Raw genomic sequence first — 18999 nt, 5'->3', positions numbered from 1 at the left:
ATGAATACTACTATTGAAAAACAGCAGATTATTACATCTAATACAGAACAGTGGAAAATGTATTCAAAATTAGAAGGTAAGGAATATCAAATTCATATTTCAAAGCCGAGGCAACCAGCACCAGAGTCAGGATATCCTGTTATATACGTATTAGATGGAAATGCTTTTTTCCAAACATTCCATGAAGCGGTTAAAATACAATCGGTTAGAGCGGAAAAAACAGGTGTTTCACCAGCCATTATAGTAGGTATTGGTTATCCAATTGAAGGGGCATTTTCAGGTGAAGAAAGATGCTATGATTTTACGCCTAGTGTAATTTCAAAAGATGCACCTTTAAAACCAGATGGCAAACCGTGGCCTAAAACAGGAGGAGCACATAACTTCTTTACTTTTATGGAAGAAGAACTGAAACCTCAAATTGAAAAAAATTATGAAATTAATAAAGGAAAGCAAACGTTATTTGGGCATTCGCTAGGTGGTCTATTTGCTTTACACATACTATTTACAAACGTAAATGCCTTTCAAAATTATTTTATTAGTAGTCCATCTATTTGGTGGAATAACCAATCTGTTCTTGAAAAAGAAGAGAACCTTATAAATGAATTAAACAATGCTAAAGTTAAAACAGGAGTATTTCTTACAGTTGGTTCACTAGAACGAGAGCATATGGTTGTAGGGGCAAATGAATTATCAGAGCGCCTTCTCCTAGTAAAACACGGTCAGTTTAGATTTAAATTCTATGAGGCTGAAGGGGAGAATCATGCATCAGTTGTGCCGACATCTTTAAGTAAAGGGTTAAGATTTATTAGTCACGTATAGAAGACGTATATGAAAAAAGGTAAGCAATTGCTTACCTTTTTTCATTATTGTTTTATTGCTACGTATCCATCAATTAAAAAGCTAGTGAAAAAGCGATTGATTTGAGTAAAGCCACATTCCTCCATGATAGCTAGTAGATTAGTTTCGGAAATAGGAAATATTTCTGTCTCAAAAGAATTTTCAAATCGGTCCCAATCTTCTAATGGAATTTCATTTTGCATCATGTGGTTGCGCCAAGCATTCAATTGTGCAGAAAACATACTTGTATGGGGTACACCATTTATTGTAGAGAGAAAGAATGGAGCACCAGGCTTTAAGCGACTACTAATTTCATTAAGAAGCTCTTTTTTTTCTCTGATAGTTTGGATGAAATGAAGAACAAGCATACAAGTAGCAGCATCAAATAATTGATTTGGTAATAATGTATGGATAGTTCCGTGTACAAGGTGAATATGGTTTTGTACGCCTTTGTTTTTAATTTTTTTTTTAGCTAACTGTAGCATGCATTCGGATTGATATTTTCTTTAGGGAGTGTAGTAAATAAGAAATAATTCATCATTTCATATAGGGTGTAGTAGCCTGGGATTTTTAATGGAATTCTTTGTTCATATGAACTTACAGTAGTATCATTCCAATTCATGTTTTACCTCCTAAGTCTATGTACTATAGCTTTATTATTGAATGAAATTATGAAGATGAACAATCCCATAAATGTGGGGGGAGATAAAGAGGATGTATGAAAAGTTAAAGAGAGAAATGAAAATATTAATGAATAGTAAAAGTTCAATAAGAACATTTAGAAAAGGTTTTCTCAATTTGATACGTAAAGAAATTAAGTTTGATGCTGCTTGTTTTACAGCTATAGATCCAAACACTTTTTTATCGATAGGGGCGCATACTGATGTAAGGGTTGAAAATATTCATCCACAGCTGTTTTTAAACGAGTTTTTAGAAGATGATTATAATAAGTTTGAATATTTGGCGCAAAAAAACGTTAATGTAGCTTCATTGAGTATGGCTACAAATGGTGAATTAATGAAAAGTTCTAGATATAGAAATGTTTTAAAACCAGCAAATTTTGGTGATGAATTAAGGGCCGTTTGCATGAGTAAAGGAAAATGTTTTGGACATGTTAGCTTATTTCGCGATAATATGAGTTCCGTATTTCATAACGATGATTGTAAGTACTTATCAATAATAGCCCCTATTGTTGGTGATGTTTTAAGAGATTCTGTTATAAAGCCTTCTTTAGAAGAAAAAGTGGTAGGTACAGGTATAATTATATTTAATGAGGAATTTGAATTGTTACATTGGAATCAAGATGGCAGTGATTGGCTATCAAACCTTAGAATGTATGAACAGTTAAATACAAAAGAGATTCCAAGACCAATACGTGCAGTTTGTTCAAAGGTTAAGGCGAACGGGTACAATGCAGAATTTACGAGTAAAGAAGAAAGAGTTTGTATTCCTTTAGCGTATGGACACTTTTTAATCGTTCGTGCGAGCAGGTTAGAAAGTAGCATTGGTTTTCATGATCGTTATGTTGTACTTTTCGAAAGAGCAAGACCGGAAGAAATTTTTCCTCTTATTACGGAGGTGTATAGTCTTACAACACGTGAGAAGCAAGTAATACGTAAAATCTTTAAAGGTATGTCAACAAAGGAATTAGCTGAAGAACTTTGTATTTCTATATATACGGTACAGGATCATTTAAAATCTATTTTTGAAAAAGTGGGGGTGCGTAGTAGAAATGAACTTGTGTGGGAAGTTTTTTCAAAGTTTTGTTGTGATATAGATACATCAAAATAGAACAAGTCCCCAAAAATCAAATTAAATACGGTGGATGAGTTGTAGCATAGATTGAAAAAAGGTTATGGATGAAACATTCCATAACCTTTTTTATAAGTAGAATTGTCCTTTTTGAAAGTTTTGTTTCAACTTTTCGTCTAAAGAGACAAAAAGTTGTCACAATTCCGTCACAATTGGCATAAACATACTATAAACGAAATGAACTTATCCCGCATAATAGCCCGACTGATTCAACAAATAGTCAGTAGGGCTGAAAACACCACTGATTAAAAGTTCACTTTATTCTCAAGGAGGTAGGTCGTATGAAAACTATTCTTGCTATCGCTGGGCTTATTTGGGTTTTATCACACGGTATTCCAATTTATGAAGGAGAACAAATTCGTAGTGCTCTAAATAAAGAATTTAATGAATATCATATTATTGATCGACAAGATAACGTTGTTACTGTTCGAGTAAATGACTGTTTTCATACGGTAACTGTTGAAGGAACTTCAGTAGTGAATGACACAAAAGTATGTGATCAACAATAATTATATATAGGAAGAAAAAAGTCTCAATTTAGATATGTGAAGATTGAGACTTTTATATTTATGGACGAATAATAAGCGGAGAATGGACAATCCCCGCTTATTATTGTTTCATTTTATCCCGCATTAACTGCCCGTAAAAGCCCGATTGGTGAGGGCTAATAATCAGAGGGGGATGGACAAAACCCCCTCTGATTAAAGTTTCACTTTATTGAGTTTTGATGGGAGAGGTAATGTTTTTTTGAAAAAAAAGAAAGGGTATAATGATAATTGGGACTGAGAAGCTAATAATTTGTTAAGAATAATCATAAAGTGGAAATATACTCATATGGGGTATCATACATAGATGTTTGATGCTATAATTGGTATACTCATAAAAGTAATTGTTTTATTGGATGAAGAAAAACTTTGAGAAGGTGATAATATGGATCATAAAGAGCATGAAGCAACTACACATAGATCAGAAAAAGAAAAAGAACAAATTATAAATAGATTAAAGAGAATTGAAGGACAAGTCCGTGGTATTCAAAATATGATTGAAAATGATCGTTATTGCGTTGATATTTTAGTGCAAATTTCAGCGATTAATGCAGCGATGAAAAAAGTAGGAATGGGTGTCTTGAAAAATCATACTAGTCATTGTGTTTCAGGAGCTATTAAAGATGGGAATGGTGACGAAGCAATTGAAGAATTAATGACGGTATTTGAACGTTTTTCAAAAGCGTAAAAACAAGCTAGTATATAACTGGCTTGTTTTTTTATTTGTTTATTTATCCTTATATAGGGTTTAGGTGTATTGTTGTGAATAAGTGTGTGTAAAATAAACTTTTAGAAAATAATTGAAAAATCATGACATAAAACCATTGATTACCTTAGGGGGGTATGGTAAGATGTAGTTGTGATTAACAAACAATGAAGAAACAAGAGGAGGATTTTAAATGGAACAGTTAACATTAAAAGTTGAAGGTATGTCTTGTGGACATTGTGTAAATTCTATCGAAAGCAGTGTGAAAGAACTAAACGGTGTTGAACAAGTGAAAGTTCAATTAGCAGAAGGAACTGTTGAAGTTACTATCGACTCATCAGTTGTAACGTTAAAAGATATCGTTGTTGTAATTGAAGATCAAGGATACGATGTTCAATAATTATTTTTAGATACGGAAATAAATCGTACTTTAACCGAAGTGCGATTTATTTTGCTAATAATTATACCTTATAAGGGTATATAGAGGTGAGAGACATGAATGAACAAAAAGAGGCCAATCTTCAAATATCGGGAATGACATGTGCAGCATGTGCAAATAGAATTGAAAAAGGTCTTAAAAAAGTAGAAGGTGTTCAAGTTGCAAATGTAAATTTTGCACTTGAAAAAACAAAAATTATATATGATTCAACTAAAACAAATCCGCAAAAATTTAAAGAAAAAGTTGAATCGTTAGGGTATGGTATCGTAAGTGATAAAGCTGAGTTTACTGTTTCGGGAATGACATGTGCAGCATGTGCGAATAGAGTAGAAAAGCGTTTAAATAAGCTAGAAGGGGTGAATAAAGCGACTGTAAATTTCGCTTTAGAATCGGCTACTGTAGAATTTAATCCTGATGAAACTAGTGTAAATGAAATGAAGAGCACAATTACAAAATTAGGATATAAATTAGAAGTGAAATCAGATGAGCAAGATGCATCAACAGATCATCGATTACAAGAAATTGAGCGACAAAAGAAAAAATTTATCATTTCGTTTATTTTATCATTCCCGTTATTGTGGGCAATGGTGAGTCATTTCTCATTTACATCGTTTATTTATTTACCTGATATGCTTATGAACCCTTGGGTGCAGCTAGCTCTTGCAACTCCAGTTCAATTTATCATTGGAGGACAATTTTATATCGGGGCTTATAAAGCGTTACGCAATAAAAGTGCAAACATGGATGTTCTTGTGGCACTTGGAACGTCTGCAGCGTATTTCTACAGTGTGTATTTAAGTATTAGGTCGATTGGTTCCTCGGAGCATATGACAGATTTATATTTTGAAACGAGCGCAGTACTTATTACATTAATTATTTTAGGTAAATTATTTGAGGCGAAAGCAAAAGGACGTTCATCAGAAGCGATTAAAAAATTGATGGGCTTACAGGCGAAAACTGCTACAGTTGTGCGAGATGGAACAGAAATGAAAATTTTAATCGAAGAAGTGGTAGCTGGTGATATCGTTTATGTAAAACCTGGTGAAAAAATCCCGGTAGACGGAGAAATCGTAGAAGGAAAATCAGCGATAGATGAATCGATGTTAACTGGTGAAAGTATTCCAGTTGATAAAACAATTGGGGATGTAGTAATCGGTTCTACAATGAATAAAAATGGATTTTTAAAAGTTAAGGCAACTAAAGTAGGAAGAGACACTGCATTAGCTCAAATTATTAAGGTAGTAGAAGAGGCTCAAGGTTCAAAAGCTCCTATTCAAAGGGTAGCAGATCAAATTTCAGGTATTTTCGTACCTGTTGTAGTTGTGATTGCTATTATTACATTCGCGGTGTGGATGATATTTGTTACACCTGGTGATTTTGGCGGAGCACTTGAGAAAATGATAGCAGTACTTGTTATCGCTTGTCCATGTGCTTTAGGACTTGCAACACCTACATCTATTATGGCGGGATCAGGAAGATCAGCTGAACACGGTATTTTATTTAAAGGTGGAGAGCATTTAGAAGCGACACACAGATTAGATACGATTATTCTAGACAAAACTGGTACGGTGACAAATGGAAAACCAGTATTAACAGATATAATTGTAGCAGATGGATTTGATGAGAAGGAAATATTAAAATTAGTCGGTGCAGCAGAAAGAAATTCTGAACATCCACTTGCAGAAGCGATTGTTGAAGGAATTAAAGAAAAGGGAATTGATATCCCAAGTTCAGAAACGTTTGAAGCAATTCCGGGATTTGGTATTGAATCTGTTGTCGAAGGGAAACAATTATTAATTGGTACACGCCGATTAATGAAGAAGTTTAATATTGATATTGAAGAAGTTTCTAAAGCGATGGAAGAATTAGAGCGAGAAGGAAAAACAGCAATGCTTATAGCGATAGATAAGGAATATGCTGGAATTATTGCTGTTGCAGATACTGTAAAGGATACTTCAAAAGCAGCAATTGCAAGACTTAAGAAAATGGGTCTAGATGTCGTTATGATTACAGGAGATAACACACAAACTGCTCAGGCAATTGCTAAGCAAGTTGGTATTGATCACGTAATTGCAGAAGTATTACCAGAAGGAAAAGCTGAAGAAGTGAAAAAACTTCAAGCTAGTGGTAAGAAAGTGGCTATGGTTGGAGATGGAATTAATGATGCTCCTGCTCTTGCTACAGCGGACATTGGAATGGCAATTGGAACAGGAACAGATGTAGCAATGGAAGCAGCGGATATTACGTTAATCCGTGGCGATTTAAATAGTATTGCTGATGCAATTTTCATGAGTAAAATGACGATTAGAAATATTAAGCAAAATCTATTCTGGGCATTAGCTTATAACGGCCTAGGAATTCCAATTGCGGCGCTCGGTTTCTTAGCACCTTGGGTTGCAGGTGCAGCGATGGCGTTTAGTTCTGTATCAGTCGTATTAAATGCATTAAGATTGCAAAGAGTTAAATTGAAATCTTAAAGACTTTCAGCTATAAAGCGAATTTAATATGCTTTTTTACAATAAACAATACTTTGTATAAGTATTGTTTATTGTTCGTTTAGAAGGAAAAGTCGATATAATATAGAAAGAGCAGAAGTAGTGAATCATATATAGTGGAAGAAACTGTTTCAAAAATAAACACGAAATAATTATCCGGATACCCGAAATAGAAGAGTTAGTTTGATAAGGAGTTTTACATATGTTTAAAGATATTAAAATTAGAACATTCCAGAAAGAGGATTTAGAGCAAGTATTACAATTGTTCTATGAAACGGTTCATACGGTTAATGCACAAGATTATAATATGTTACAGCTACAGGCATGGGCACCAAAGCGACCAAATAGAGAAAGTTGGCTAAAGTCTTTAGAAAAGAATATTAGTTATGTAGCGGATAATAACGGTGTGATAGCTGGATTTGGGGATTATAATGATGAGCATTACATAGATCGTTTGTTTACGCATAAAGATTATCAAGGGAAAGGGATAGCTTCTAATATATTACAAAAGTTAGAAAAAGAAGCAATGAAGCTAGAACATAGGGATATATATACAGAGGCAAGTATTACAGCAAAACCTTTCTTTGAAAGTAAAGGTTATATTTGCATAAAGGAACAAAATAAGCAGCATAATGGTCAGATTTTTATTAATTATATAATGAAAAAAATATCCTTCTCATAAATGAGAAGGATATTTTTCATTATTTTACAGCTTCTTTTAGTTCTTTACCAGCTTTAAAAGCAGGTACTTTAGAAGCTGCGATTTGCATTTCTTCACCCGTCTGTGGGTTACGACCTGTACGAGCAGCTCTTTCACGAACTTCGAATGTACCGAATCCGATAAGTTGTACTTTTTCGCCAGCAGCTAAAGAGTTAGTGATTGATTCTACTACAGTTTGTAAAACTACAGTAGCTTCCTTTTGAGAAATCTCAGCATTTTGTGCTACGTTTTTAATTAATTCTGTTTTATTCATGTTTTTCACCTCATATGTAAATAATGCTATTTAAGTTGTTATTATAACGTATAAAACATCCGAGAACAAGTGTACGTACATATATTCGCAAAAAAAATGATATTTGTAATATTTTTTAGGACCACTTTATAAACATTCAATTTAAGCGGATACAGATTTGTTCTTTATTTTAGGTTGCTCTTTATTGGAAGGTAGTTTCTTATTATAAGATATGAAATAAGGTAATGCTACAAATAACATACCCCCTACTAAGTTTCCGAAGAAAACAAAAATGAAGTTTGGAAAATATTCACCCCAAGTTAAATGACCAGAAAAAATTGCAGCTGGGATGACAAACATATTGGCTACAACGTGTTGAAATCCAATCGCAACAAAAGTCATAACAGGGAACCAAATACCGACAATCTTTCCGATAAATTCTTTACTTCCCATACTGATCCAAACAGCTAAACAAACGAGCCAATTACACCCGATTGCAGAAATGAAGGCTTGTAGTGGTGTATCTTGTAGTTTAGCTTGTGCAATAGAAACTGTTTTTGCTAAAAAAGCTCCCTCCATTAAGCCGACGATATGACCAAAAAAATAAGCGACGAATATAGCACCTATGAAGTTGCTAAACGTAACAATAACTAAATTTCGTATGAAGTGAAATAAGTCGATTTTTTTGTGAAGCCATGCCATTGAAATGGTCATCATGTTGCCAGTTACTAATTCACCGCCTGCAAGGATAACGAGTATAAGACCGATAGGGAATACGGCAGCACCTAGAAAACTAGTAAATGATCCCCAAGATTTTGGCATTGTTCCGATAACATGGATATCAAGTAAATATCCTAATGCTATGAAAGCACCACCAAAAAAACCGAGAATTAGCATAGGGAGCAATGATAAATGAGCTTTTTTTCTTCCAGAATTAGCAGCAAGTTCCGTAATTTCTTCTGGTGTAAATACAGACATAAATAACCTCTCCTTAATAAAATGATGGAATAAACAGAAGGAATATTTTAAATAATCTATGTATTATAAAAATACGTTATGACTTCTGTATAAATTTATCAAAGTGAGTGGGGATAAAATTGGATATAACGAACATTGTTCATGTTGTCACATTAATGTAACAATAAGGCTTTAAAGTAATTTTAGAGGTGAAAACATGAATACGCATCATGTAAAAAAAGAACGGAAAAAATCAATCGTAAAGATATTTATTATTAGTTTCATAAGTATATTAATGATACCAGTAAGTTTGTATTTCTATGCGACTGAAATAGAAAGAAGACTAGTAACAGTTACGTGGAATGAAATAGAAGCTCCTACAATTCCTAAAGAGTTTAATAATAAAAAAATATTGCAGTTCTCAGATGTACATTTAGGACCAGATTTTACATTGAAACAACTAGAAAATTTGGTGGAGAAGATGAATGAATTACATCCAGATATAGTAGTTTTTACAGGAGATTTAATAGATAAGTTTGGATCTTATAATGCGGAAAGGGAAGAAGCGAACGGTATTTTGCAGAAAATCCATGCCCCCCTAGGAAAATATGCTGTGTTTGGGAATCATGATAGAGGTGGGGGCGGTAGTTTATTTTACAAAAAGTATATGGAGGAAGCTGGTTTTTCTGTGTTAGTAAATGAAGTGCAGAAAGTTAAAGCGGAAAACGGCAAGTATATTACAATATCAGGTTTGGATGATTTTTTATTAGGGAAGCCACAAATAGACTCGACTTTAAAAAACTTACGACAACAAGATTTCAATATGCTATTAATACATGAGCCGGATGTTGTAGATAAAGTATCTCGTTATCCAGTCGATTTTCAAATGTCAGGACATAGTCACGGAGGACAAGTTCAGATTCCTTTTGTAGGTCCTTTAATTACTACAAAATTAGCTGAGAGCTATGTTGAAGGTATGTATGAATTAGAAGGGAAGAGTAAGCCGTTACATTTATATGTAAATCGAGGTATTGGAACGACTCGAATGCCTGTCAGGTTTTGGAGTGTACCTGAACTTTCAGTTTTTGTATTGAAGCAAAGTAGTAATTAGAATAGAAAGAAAAATAATACGGTTAGGATTTCTGAAAATAGGAATAAAGAATCAGTTTGACTCGAGTCTCTTGTTTACAAAGAAAATCACATCCAATCATTGCTAGAAAAGATTCATATATAAGTAAAAACAAGTAATTACTATTAGCATAGTGAAAATAAACTTTTTTCTTGACTTTTTATATGAAGGAGAGCAAAATGATAAAAAAGGAAGGGGGGATGATGATGGAAGAGTACGTATTAGAGCTGTATAATCTGTTATATACGACAGAATGGCAAGATATTGTTTCGTTTCTTGGGATAGTATTTTGTATGAAAATTGTAATCGTATATATGGAAGAGCAAGGTATGTTCTATTCCTTCTCATCTCCGTTCGATTTGCAACGAGAGCCGTTGCTAAACTATGCCAATATAAATGATGAACAAATTCCTTTTGTTATATTCTTTATGATTCGCTTTATAACGGCGATTGTGAAGAAGAAAGAAAGTGATGAAGAAGAGTGCCACTTAACTTGTAAGATAGCTAATGTTTTTTAAGCTAAATACAAGGAGGAGATTTATATGTGGTTTCGATTTCTTATGATTGGTTTCTTTTCATTAACAGCAATTACATTAATGGGATATCAAGTGTCTGAAATTTTTCAAGCATATAGCAATACGTTTTTTAACAAAAACTAATCGCATTGCTATTTGAATAATAAAGCGATAAAATCCTTCTTAAGAAGCATTGTTAAGAAGGGTTTTTTTCTTTGCCCCGTCTTACTGTGTCAAACTATTGTCACATTTACACTGTGAATAATATGTTAAAATAGTGAGGTTACGTATACATATTTGAAAGAAGAGGAGTGACCATATTGGTGGATCAATCAACAAATCAGAAAAGCTATGCTCCTATTGTGATAACGCTTTCTGTAATTGTAAATGCGATTATTTTATTTTTGTTCTTTGGACCTGTTGGCTATGAAGGAGAAGTACATTTTGATGTAACTATCTTACCAATGTTAAATGCAATTTTTAATAGTTTTACGTTTGTATTTTTATTAGCAGCTTTATTCTCTATCATTAAAAAGAATGTGAAAATGCACCGTGGCTTTATTCTTGCAGCATTTACAACGACTTTACTATTTTGTGTTTCATATTTATCGTATCATTACTTGGCGCCAGCCACACATTTCGGTGGAGAAGGATTCATTAAGTATGTGTATTTCATCATTTTAATTACACATATTATCCTTGCGGCGATTATTGTGCCACTTGCATTGTTCGCACTTGTATTTGGTTTTACGAATCAATTAACACGTCATCGTAAAATTGTACGTTGGACGATGCCGATTTGGTTATATGTAAGTTTATCTGGTGTTATTGTTTACTTAATGATCTCACCTTATTATCAATAAAAAATCTCAGCCTAAAGGCTGGGATTTTTTTGTTAAGCAAATTTGTTTGTGAAATTAAAAAAGTGTGGTATACAAAAGTATAGTTGCTTTTTATATGGAAGGGATGGTAAAGGTATATGCAAAATTTTGTATTTCGTAATCCAACAAAACTTATTTTTGGTAAAGGACAATTAGAGCAGTTAAAAACTGAAATTCCACAGTTCGGTAAAAAGGTTCTTCTCGTATATGGAGGAGGAAGTATTAAAAGAAACGGTATTTATGATAATGTAATTTCTATTTTAAAGGATATAAATGCGGAAGTGTTTGAGTTGACAGGTGTTGAACCGAATCCTCGTGTATCAACTGTAAAGAAAGGGGTTCAAATTTGTAAAGATAATGGAATCGACTTTATTTTAGCAGTTGGTGGAGGAAGTGTAATTGACTGTACGAAAGCGATTGCTGCTGGTAGTAAGTACGATGGAGATGTGTGGGATATTGTAACGAAAAAAGCATTTGCTAGTGAGGCATTACCATTTGGTACTGTGCTTACTCTTGCGGCAACAGGATCTGAAATGAATGCTGGTTCTGTAATTACAAACTGGGAAACGAATGAAAAATATGGCTGGGGTAGCCCGGTTACTTTCCCGCAGTTTTCGATTTTAGATCCAGTTCATACTGCGTCTGTACCGAAAGATCAAACAATTTACGGTATGGTAGATATTATGTCACATGTATTAGAGCAATATTTCCATCATGGAATAAATACAGAATTACAAGATCGTTATTGTGAATCTGTTTTAAAAACAGTAATTGAGACAGCTCCTAAGCTTTTAAGTGATCTAGAAAATTATGAGCATAGAGAAACCATTTTATATTGCGGTACTATGGCGTTAAACGGCATTTTAGCGATGGGAGTAAAAGGAGACTGGGCAACTCATAATATTGAACATGCAGTTTCAGCTGTTCATGATATACCGCATGGAGGCGGTTTAGCAATTCTATTCCCGAACTGGATGAAGCATGTTGTAGACGAAAATGTAAGTCGTTTTAAACAGTTCGCTATTCGCGTATTTAATGTAGAAACAGATGGAAAGACTGATCGAGAAGTAGCGTTAGAAGGAATTGAGGCGTTACGTCAATTTTGGACTTCAATTGAAGCGCCGGTAACATTAGCGGATTATGCTATTGGAGAAAATGAAATTGATTTAATGGCGGATAAAGCGATGGCTTATGGTGAATTTGGTAACTTTAAAAAATTAAATAAAGATGATGTTCTTGAAATTTATAAAGCTTCTTTATAAGTGAATTGAGAGTAGAAACCTATTTGATTATAATGTCAAATAGGTTTCTTTTTGGTTATTTATAATTGAATTTGGATGTTTGTGATTATATGTGGTTGTTTATGGTTGATTTTTGTGATCGTTTTCATTATACTGTAATCAAAGAAGAGGTGAATAAGATGTTAACTCCTGAACGTCATCAAATGATACTACAACTTGTGAAAGAACAAAAAGTGGTTAAATTACAGCAATTAGTGGAAAGAACAGAAAGCTCTGAATCGACAATTCGTCGTGATTTAGCACAATTGGAAAAACAAAGGTTATTAAAAAGAGTTCATGGTGGTGCTTCTGTTTTAACAGGAAAAGGACAGGAGCCAACGATGATTGAAAAATCATCCAAAAACATTCAAATAAAACAACAAATTGCCAAGTATGCGGCTAGTATTGTTGAACAAGGGGATTGCGTTTATTTAGATGCAGGAAGTACAACATTTGAAATGATTCCATTTTTAATAAATAAAGATGTTACTGTCGTAACGAATGGACTTATGCACATTGAAGCTTTAGTTGAAAATAATATTCGTGCGTATTTACTAGGTGGGATGATGAAGAGTAGGACGAAAGCTTTAATTGGTGCTATGGCACAGGAAAGTATGCAGAAGTATCGATTTGATAAATGTTTTTTAGGAGCTAATGGTGTACATGAACAGTTAGGGTATACAACGCCAGATCCAGAAGAAGCACTCTTGAAACAAATGGCATTAACATTAGCGAACGAAGGGTATTTCTTAATTGATGAAAGTAAATTTTCAGAAGTTGCGTTTGCGAAAATTGCAAATGTTGAAGATGCAAGCATTATTACAAATCATTTAGAAATTGATTTAGAAAAATATAAAAGACAAACCAATGTAATTGAGGCTGATAAACAATGATCTATACAGTTACTTTAAACCCATCTATTGATTATGTAGTACAAGTTAATTCTTTCGATTTAGGAACAGTAAACCGAGCAGAGAAAGATATGAAGTTTCCAGGAGGAAAAGGGATTAATGTTTCTCGTGTTCTTCATCGTTTAGGTGTTGAAAATGTAGCGCTTGGATTTACGGGTGGATTTACTGGTCAATTTATTAAAGATGTATTGCATGATGAAGGTGTAACAACAAACTTCGTCCAAGTAGATGGAGATTCTCGAATTAATGTGAAAATAAAAGGGCAAGAAGAAACAGAGTTAAATGGACAAGGTCCTATTGTGACAAATGAGCAATTTGAACAATTGATGAAAAAAATCGAAAGTATGCAACCTGGAGATAGTGTTGTACTAGCTGGAAGTGTACCTTCTTCTATTCCAACTACCTTTTATGAATCAATCGCAGCGTTTGGAGCCGAAAAAGGTATTCGTGTAGTAGTAGATGCAAGTGGAAGTGCGTTAAAACATGTAATTAAAAACAATCCATTTTTAATAAAGCCAAATCATCATGAACTTGGTGAATTATTCGGAGTAGAGCTTTCAACAGTAGAAGACATTTTACCGTATGGAAGAAAGTTAATTGAACAAGGTGTAGGACATGTCATCGTTTCAATGGCAGGAGATGGAGCTTTATTATTTACAGCAGAAGGTATATATGAAGCAACTGTTCCGAAAGGTGTCGTTATTAATTCGGTTGGGGCAGGAGATTCCCTCGTTGCTGGGTTTGTAGGTAAATATGAACAGACAAAAGATATTGAAAAAGCATTTCAATATGGTGTTGCAACAGGGAGTGCAACAGCATTTTCAGCGGATTTATGTGAAAAGGGAAAAGTAGAAGAATTATTGTCGCAAGTAATTGTAGCTAAGCGATAGGGGGAAGTAACATATGAAAATTACAGAACTATTAAAAAGGGATACAGTCATTATGAATTTGACAGCTTCAAATAAAGAAGCTGTCATAGATGAATTAGTTGAGAAATTAAACGCAGCAAATCGTTTAAATAATAAAGCTGAATTTAAAGAAGCTATTGTAAAGCGAGAGTCACAAAGTACAACAGGAATTGGTGAAGGTATTGCTATACCTCATGCGAAGACGAATGCCGTTAAACAACCATCGATTTGTTTTGGTAGAAGTGTAAGCGGTATCAACTATGAATCACTTGATGGACAGCCCGCACATTTATTCTTTATGATTGCTGCAAGTGAAGGGGCGAATAATACTCATTTAGAAACGTTGTCTCGTCTATCTACATTATTAATGGATGATGGTTTTCGTAAACAATTATTAGAAGCAAAGGATGAAGAGGAACTTCTTCGTTTATTTGATGAAAAAGAGAGTGAAAAAGAAGAAGAAGTTGAAGTAGCAAAGCCAGAAGGGAATGAACCATACGTATTAGCTGTTACAGCTTGTCCAACTGGTATCGCTCACACATATATGGCTGCGGATAGTTTAAAAGCAAAAGCAGCAGAGTTAGGAATAGCGATTAAAGTTGAAACGAATGGATCAACAGGTGTTAAAAACGATTTAACGAAAGAGGATATTGAACGCGCAACAGCGATTATTGTTGCGGCAGATAAACAAGTAGAAATGAACCGTTTTGCTGGAAAACATGTCATTCAAGTGCCAGTCGCTGATGGGATTAGAAAAACTGAAATCCTTCTCAATAGAGCTGTAAAACAAGATGCACCAATCTTTAAGGGTGTAAATGAGGATGGGAAGGAAGAAAATGTAGAGAAAGAAAAGAGGCTGGGAATTTATAAGCATTTAATGAGCGGTGTAAGTAATATGCTTCCGTTCGTTGTTGGTGGCGGGATTTTAATAGCGCTAGCGTTTTTGTTTGGTGGTATAAAGGCGGAAGGACCTTTAGCTGAATTATTCATGTCTATTGGGGGAGGAAAAACAGGTGCGTTTTTATTCCTTGTGCCAATTTTAGCTGGATTTATTGCGAGTTCTATTGCTGATCGTCCTGGTTTTATGCCTGGTGTTGTCGGTGGATTTTTAGCAGCACATGCGAATGCTGGATTTTTAGGTGGATTAATTGCTGGTTTCTTAGCTGGATATGTTGTTTTAGGATTGAAAAGATTATTTTCAGGATTACCAGTACAGTTAGAAGGAATTAAACCTGTTTTGTTATATCCCGTCTTTGGGTTATTGATTACAGGAGTTGTAATGCAAAAAGTAGTAAACCCGCCTGTAGTAGCATTAAATGAAATGTTAACAGGATGGTTAAATGGTTTGAACGGTACGAATGCTATATTATTAGGTCTTATTTTAGGTGGTATGATGGCAATTGATATGGGTGGTCCAATTAATAAAGCGGCATTTACATTTGGTATTGCTGCAATAGAAGCACAGAATTTTGGAGTGCATTCTGCTGTTATGGCTGGTGGTATGGTACCGCCACTTGCGATTGCATTCGCAACCACATTCTTTAAAACAAAATTTACAGAAGCGGAACGTAAATCTGGTTTAACAAATTATATTATGGGAGCGTCGTTTATTACAGAAGGTGCGATTCCGTTTGCGGCTGCCGATCCAGTTCGAGTAATAGTAAGTTGTGTTGTTGGTTCAAGTATCGCGGGTGCCTTATCTATGTTATTCCAAATTACATTGCCGGCACCGCATGGTGGATTGTTTGTTATCGCATTAGTGAATAAACCGTTGCTATACATTTTCTCTATATTAATTGGGACGATTGTTTCAGCTATTATGATAGGTGTTTGGAAGAAGAAAGTTAAATAAAAGATAAAAAGGGACAGCTAATAGGAGTTGTTCCTTTTTCATTACAAAAAGTAATTTAATAATTGGATTATGATGGATTTTGGTAAAAGATGTAATGAAAAGTGATTTTTTTGTAACAAAAAAGTAATACTGTAATTTTTTCTGGAAAAAAATTCTTATACTAATTTGTGAGAAATATATGAAAACTATTGCTAATTTTGGTAGAAATGCAATTCTTTAATATGGAAATTTATGTTACAAATCATTAATCGTTTATTACGAATGCTTTGTAATTGTGTGATTTTCGAAATTCTACAAAAAACTGTTGTTATAATGAGAACACGAAAACAAAGCAAATGGAGGCTATTCATGAAAAAATTATTAGGTATAGCAACAGCAGCAGTTTTTGGTCTTGGGATTTTTGCAGGTTCTGCTAAAGCGGAAACGATTGTAACAACAGATGTATTAAACGTTAGAGAAAACCCAACTGTAGAATCAAAGCTTGTAGGTAAAATGTTAAGTGGAAATAAATTAGATGTTATAAATACAGAAAACGGATGGTCCAAAATTAAATTAGATGGCAAAGAGGCGTTTGTAAGTGCTGAGTTTACGAAAGGCACTTATTATGTAACAGCAAACGTATTAAACGTTCGTGCTGGAGCGAATACTGATTCAGAAGTTCTTGGCACGCTTAAAAAAGATGACTTGATTGAAACGACAAATCAAGTACAAAACGAATGGTTACAATTCGAATATGGTGGGAAAGCGGCGTATGTTCACGTACCATTTTTAACAGGTACAGCACCTGTTGTTGAAAGAAAAGAAGTTCCAGTTCAAGATGAAGCACCAACTAAGGTGAAAACGGCGGTTAAAAATGATACATCAGTTAAGGAGAAAACTCCGGCCAAAAATGATACGGAAGTTAACGGAAAAGAATCTGTTAAAAGTGGAGCATCAAGTAAACCAGTAGCGCAAGCGAAGCCGGCAGCTAAACCAGTGACGAAATCTACTGAAACAAGTGCACCTGCTGGTGGTCGTGAAATAACAGTAGAAGCGACAGCTTACACAGCTAATCCGAATGAAAATGGCACATATGGTGGTCGTGTGTTAACTGCGATGGGGCATGATTTAACAGCGAATCCAAATATGAAAGTTATTGCTGTTGATCCGAAAGTAATTCCTCTTGGATCAAAAGTGTGGGTGGAAGGATATGGAGAAGCAATTGCTGGAGATACTGGTGGCGCGATTAAAGGAAATCGTATTGATGTTTTAGTTGGTTCAGATAGCACTGCTGATAGTTGGGGTCGTAAATCCGTTAAAGTGAAAGTTATAAAATAATGTATTAAAATAAAAAACGGCTGCTTGAAAATGTCTAAGCAGCCGTTTTTTTATATAAGAATTATTGAAAAGGGTAAATTGTTTTACCTGTAATAATTTTATATGCGGTGCAAAATTGAGTTTGCATATACTCTGTATTTTTATTTTCTGGATGTAACGCTGTTTCTTGAAGAGTAGAATGAAAGGAACGTAGTAAACAATTTAGTGCGAAGTATAATTCTTCTTGTGAACAATTTTGTTCTTTTGTAGCAGTAGCTAAAATAAGGTCTTTTATTAATAATGGAAAATCGATAGTCGCTTGTTTCATAGTCATTGCACCCTCTCCGAGCTATTTTTTATCATGTATATGCAGAATTGGACAAGCTATGCTCTTTTTTTATGTATAATTTCATGTACTGGATTCAAAGAACTTGCAATCATGCCGTTAAAATTGGTAAGATTGGGTATAATCAATAGATGGAGTATATTACATAAAGAGAGTTGAATGATATGGGAGAAGTGCAACGTGAAAAAGTTGCTGTCATCATTGGGCCAACTGCTGTCGGAAAGACGAAATTAAGTATCGATCTTGCAAAAGCGTTGAATGGTGAGATTATTAGTGGTGATTCCATGCAAATTTATCGTACGATGGATATCGGGACTGCAAAGGTGAAGACAGATGAGATGGACGGAATTCCGCATTATATGATTGATATAAAAAATCCGGAAGATTCATTTTCTGTGGCGGAATTTCAAGAACGTGTCCGTAAGTGCATTCGAGAAATTACAGAGCGTGGGAAATTACCAATTATTGTTGGTGGAACCGGTCTCTATATACAATCTGTTCTATTCGATTACCAGTTTACAGATGAGGCTGGGGACGCTACATACCGAGAACAGATGGAAAAGTTATCATTAGAACGCGGTGCGGAATATGTACATAAAAAGTTGCAAGAAGTAGATCCAGAAAGTGCGGAGCGTATTCATGCAAATAATGTAAGGCGTGTTATTCGGGCGTTAGAAATTTTTCATACTACAGGTGAAAAAATGAGCAATCAGCTCGAAAAACAAGAAAATGAGTTGCTATACGATATTTCGTTAATTGGCTTGACAATGGATCGAGAAATGCTATACGATCGCATTAACTTACGTGTTAACCTAATGATTGAACAAGGATTATTAGAAGAAGTAAAAGGTCTACATGAAAGAGGAGTGCGAGATTGTCAATCTATTCAAGCGATTGGTTATAAAGAGATATATGATTATTTTGAGAATCGTGTCTCTTTAGAAGAAGCGGTATCACAATTAAAGACGAATTCACGCCGTTATGCCAAACGTCAATTAACGTGGTTCCGTAATAAGATGGATGTCACGTGGTTCGATGTTACTGATGGTGAAAAAACGTCAGAAATTTTACGATACATAGAAGGAAAGCTACAACTAAAGTCGAATAATAGTAAGTAGAGAAAAAGAGGAGGATTCG

19 protein-coding genes and 1 pseudogene are annotated in these 18999 nt (G+C 34.4%); 16 read left to right on the top strand and 4 right to left on the bottom strand.

Annotation, left to right across the window (positions count from 1 at the left end; translation table 11 throughout):
* The gene (locus BWGOE10_RS18710) at nucleotides 1–819 is read left to right on the top strand and encodes an alpha/beta hydrolase (protein WP_070144519.1); all 819 of its coding nucleotides are present in this window, start codon (nucleotides 1–3) and stop codon (nucleotides 817–819) included.
* 44 nt (nucleotides 820–863) lie between these two features.
* Here BWGOE10_RS18710 and BWGOE10_RS18705 read toward each other — a convergent pair.
* A pseudogene (locus tag BWGOE10_RS18705) lies at nucleotides 864–1459 on the bottom strand (class I SAM-dependent methyltransferase).
* 92 nt (nucleotides 1460–1551) lie between these two features.
* Between BWGOE10_RS18705 and BWGOE10_RS18700 the strand changes: the two are divergent.
* The 6 genes from BWGOE10_RS18700 (at nucleotide 1552) to BWGOE10_RS18675 (ending at nucleotide 7516) form a co-directional block, all read left to right on the top strand.
* Nucleotides 1552–2628, top strand: a complete 1077-nt coding sequence (locus tag BWGOE10_RS18700) for a helix-turn-helix transcriptional regulator (RefSeq protein ID WP_070144518.1) — start codon at nucleotides 1552–1554, stop codon at nucleotides 2626–2628.
* Between the two features lie 302 nt (nucleotides 2629–2930).
* Nucleotides 2931–3158 carry a hypothetical protein gene (locus BWGOE10_RS18695; protein ID WP_070144517.1) on the top strand — a complete coding sequence of 76 codons (228 nt, stop codon included), beginning with the start codon at nucleotides 2931–2933 and terminating at the stop codon, nucleotides 3156–3158.
* Nucleotides 3159–3579: 421 nt separating this feature from the next.
* Nucleotides 3580–3882: a metal-sensing transcriptional repressor gene (locus tag BWGOE10_RS18690; RefSeq protein ID WP_070144516.1), complete on the top strand. Its 303-nt coding sequence runs from the start codon at nucleotides 3580–3582 to the stop codon at nucleotides 3880–3882.
* A 211-nt stretch (nucleotides 3883–4093) separates the two neighbouring features.
* Complete coding sequence (gene copZ / locus BWGOE10_RS18685; RefSeq protein ID WP_070144515.1) at nucleotides 4094–4300, top strand: copper chaperone CopZ; 207 nt, start codon at nucleotides 4094–4096, stop codon at nucleotides 4298–4300.
* Between the two features lie 95 nt (nucleotides 4301–4395).
* Nucleotides 4396–6816 carry a heavy metal translocating P-type ATPase gene (locus BWGOE10_RS18680; protein WP_070144514.1) on the top strand — a complete coding sequence of 807 codons (2421 nt, stop codon included), beginning with the start codon at nucleotides 4396–4398 and terminating at the stop codon, nucleotides 6814–6816.
* A gap of 220 nt (nucleotides 6817–7036) precedes the next feature.
* Nucleotides 7037–7516 carry a GNAT family N-acetyltransferase gene (locus BWGOE10_RS18675; RefSeq protein WP_070144513.1) on the top strand — a complete coding sequence of 160 codons (480 nt, stop codon included), beginning with the start codon at nucleotides 7037–7039 and terminating at the stop codon, nucleotides 7514–7516.
* Nucleotides 7517–7535: 19 nt separating this feature from the next.
* Here BWGOE10_RS18675 and BWGOE10_RS18670 read toward each other — a convergent pair whose 3' ends face one another.
* The gene (locus tag BWGOE10_RS18670; RefSeq protein WP_002033657.1) at nucleotides 7536–7808 is read right to left on the bottom strand and encodes an HU family DNA-binding protein; all 273 of its coding nucleotides are present in this window, start codon (nucleotides 7806–7808) and stop codon (nucleotides 7536–7538) included.
* Nucleotides 7809–7949: 141 nt separating this feature from the next.
* Nucleotides 7950–8765, bottom strand: coding sequence for a formate/nitrite transporter family protein (locus BWGOE10_RS18665; protein ID WP_070144512.1), 816 nt, complete (start codon nucleotides 8763–8765; stop codon nucleotides 7950–7952).
* Between the two features lie 196 nt (nucleotides 8766–8961).
* Here BWGOE10_RS18665 and BWGOE10_RS18660 point away from each other — a divergent pair, with 196 nt between their 5' ends.
* From BWGOE10_RS18660 to entD, 8 genes are all read left to right on the top strand, one after another.
* On the top strand, nucleotides 8962–9855 hold the full coding sequence (locus BWGOE10_RS18660; RefSeq protein WP_070144511.1) for a metallophosphoesterase: 894 nt from the start codon (nucleotides 8962–8964) through the stop codon (nucleotides 9853–9855).
* A gap of 197 nt (nucleotides 9856–10052) precedes the next feature.
* Complete coding sequence (locus BWGOE10_RS18655) at nucleotides 10053–10391, top strand: hypothetical protein (protein WP_070144510.1); 339 nt, start codon at nucleotides 10053–10055, stop codon at nucleotides 10389–10391.
* Nucleotides 10392–10708: 317 nt separating this feature from the next.
* Entirely contained in the window at nucleotides 10709–11251 is a 543-nt protein-coding gene (locus BWGOE10_RS18650; RefSeq protein ID WP_000228315.1) for a DUF420 domain-containing protein, read from the top strand.
* A 116-nt stretch (nucleotides 11252–11367) separates the two neighbouring features.
* Complete coding sequence (locus BWGOE10_RS18645) at nucleotides 11368–12531, top strand: iron-containing alcohol dehydrogenase (RefSeq protein WP_070144509.1); 1164 nt, start codon at nucleotides 11368–11370, stop codon at nucleotides 12529–12531.
* 158 nt (nucleotides 12532–12689) lie between these two features.
* Nucleotides 12690–13442: a DeoR/GlpR family DNA-binding transcription regulator gene (locus BWGOE10_RS18640; RefSeq protein ID WP_070144508.1), complete on the top strand. Its 753-nt coding sequence runs from the start codon at nucleotides 12690–12692 to the stop codon at nucleotides 13440–13442.
* Nucleotides 13439–14350, top strand: a complete 912-nt coding sequence (gene pfkB, locus BWGOE10_RS18635) for a 1-phosphofructokinase (RefSeq protein WP_070144507.1) — start codon at nucleotides 13439–13441, stop codon at nucleotides 14348–14350. The genes BWGOE10_RS18640 and pfkB overlap by 4 nt, the downstream gene beginning before the upstream one ends.
* A 13-nt stretch (nucleotides 14351–14363) precedes the next feature.
* A complete protein-coding gene (locus BWGOE10_RS18630; RefSeq protein ID WP_070144506.1) occupies nucleotides 14364–16220 on the top strand; it encodes a PTS fructose transporter subunit IIABC in 1857 nt (618 codons plus the stop codon).
* A 348-nt stretch (nucleotides 16221–16568) separates the two neighbouring features.
* Nucleotides 16569–17537 carry a cell wall-binding protein EntD gene (gene entD, locus BWGOE10_RS18625; protein ID WP_070144505.1) on the top strand — a complete coding sequence of 323 codons (969 nt, stop codon included), beginning with the start codon at nucleotides 16569–16571 and terminating at the stop codon, nucleotides 17535–17537.
* Between the two features lie 61 nt (nucleotides 17538–17598).
* On the opposite strand, the gene BWGOE10_RS18620 is transcribed toward entD, so the two are convergent.
* Nucleotides 17599–17844 carry a hypothetical protein gene (locus BWGOE10_RS18620; RefSeq protein ID WP_002199601.1) on the bottom strand — a complete coding sequence of 82 codons (246 nt, stop codon included), beginning with the start codon at nucleotides 17842–17844 and terminating at the stop codon, nucleotides 17599–17601.
* A gap of 182 nt (nucleotides 17845–18026) precedes the next feature.
* On the opposite strand from BWGOE10_RS18620, the gene miaA reads away from it, so the two are divergent.
* A complete protein-coding gene (gene miaA / locus BWGOE10_RS18615; protein ID WP_070144504.1) occupies nucleotides 18027–18980 on the top strand; it encodes a tRNA (adenosine(37)-N6)-dimethylallyltransferase MiaA in 954 nt (317 codons plus the stop codon).
* The last annotated feature ends 19 nt before the right edge of the window (nucleotides 18981–18999 follow it).

Origin of the sequence: Bacillus mycoides (assembly GCF_001757995.1) — a bacterium.
Taxonomy (GTDB): domain Bacteria; phylum Bacillota; class Bacilli; order Bacillales; family Bacillaceae_G; genus Bacillus_A; species Bacillus_A mycoides_B.
This window is presented reverse-complemented; position numbering and strand designations above follow the sequence as displayed.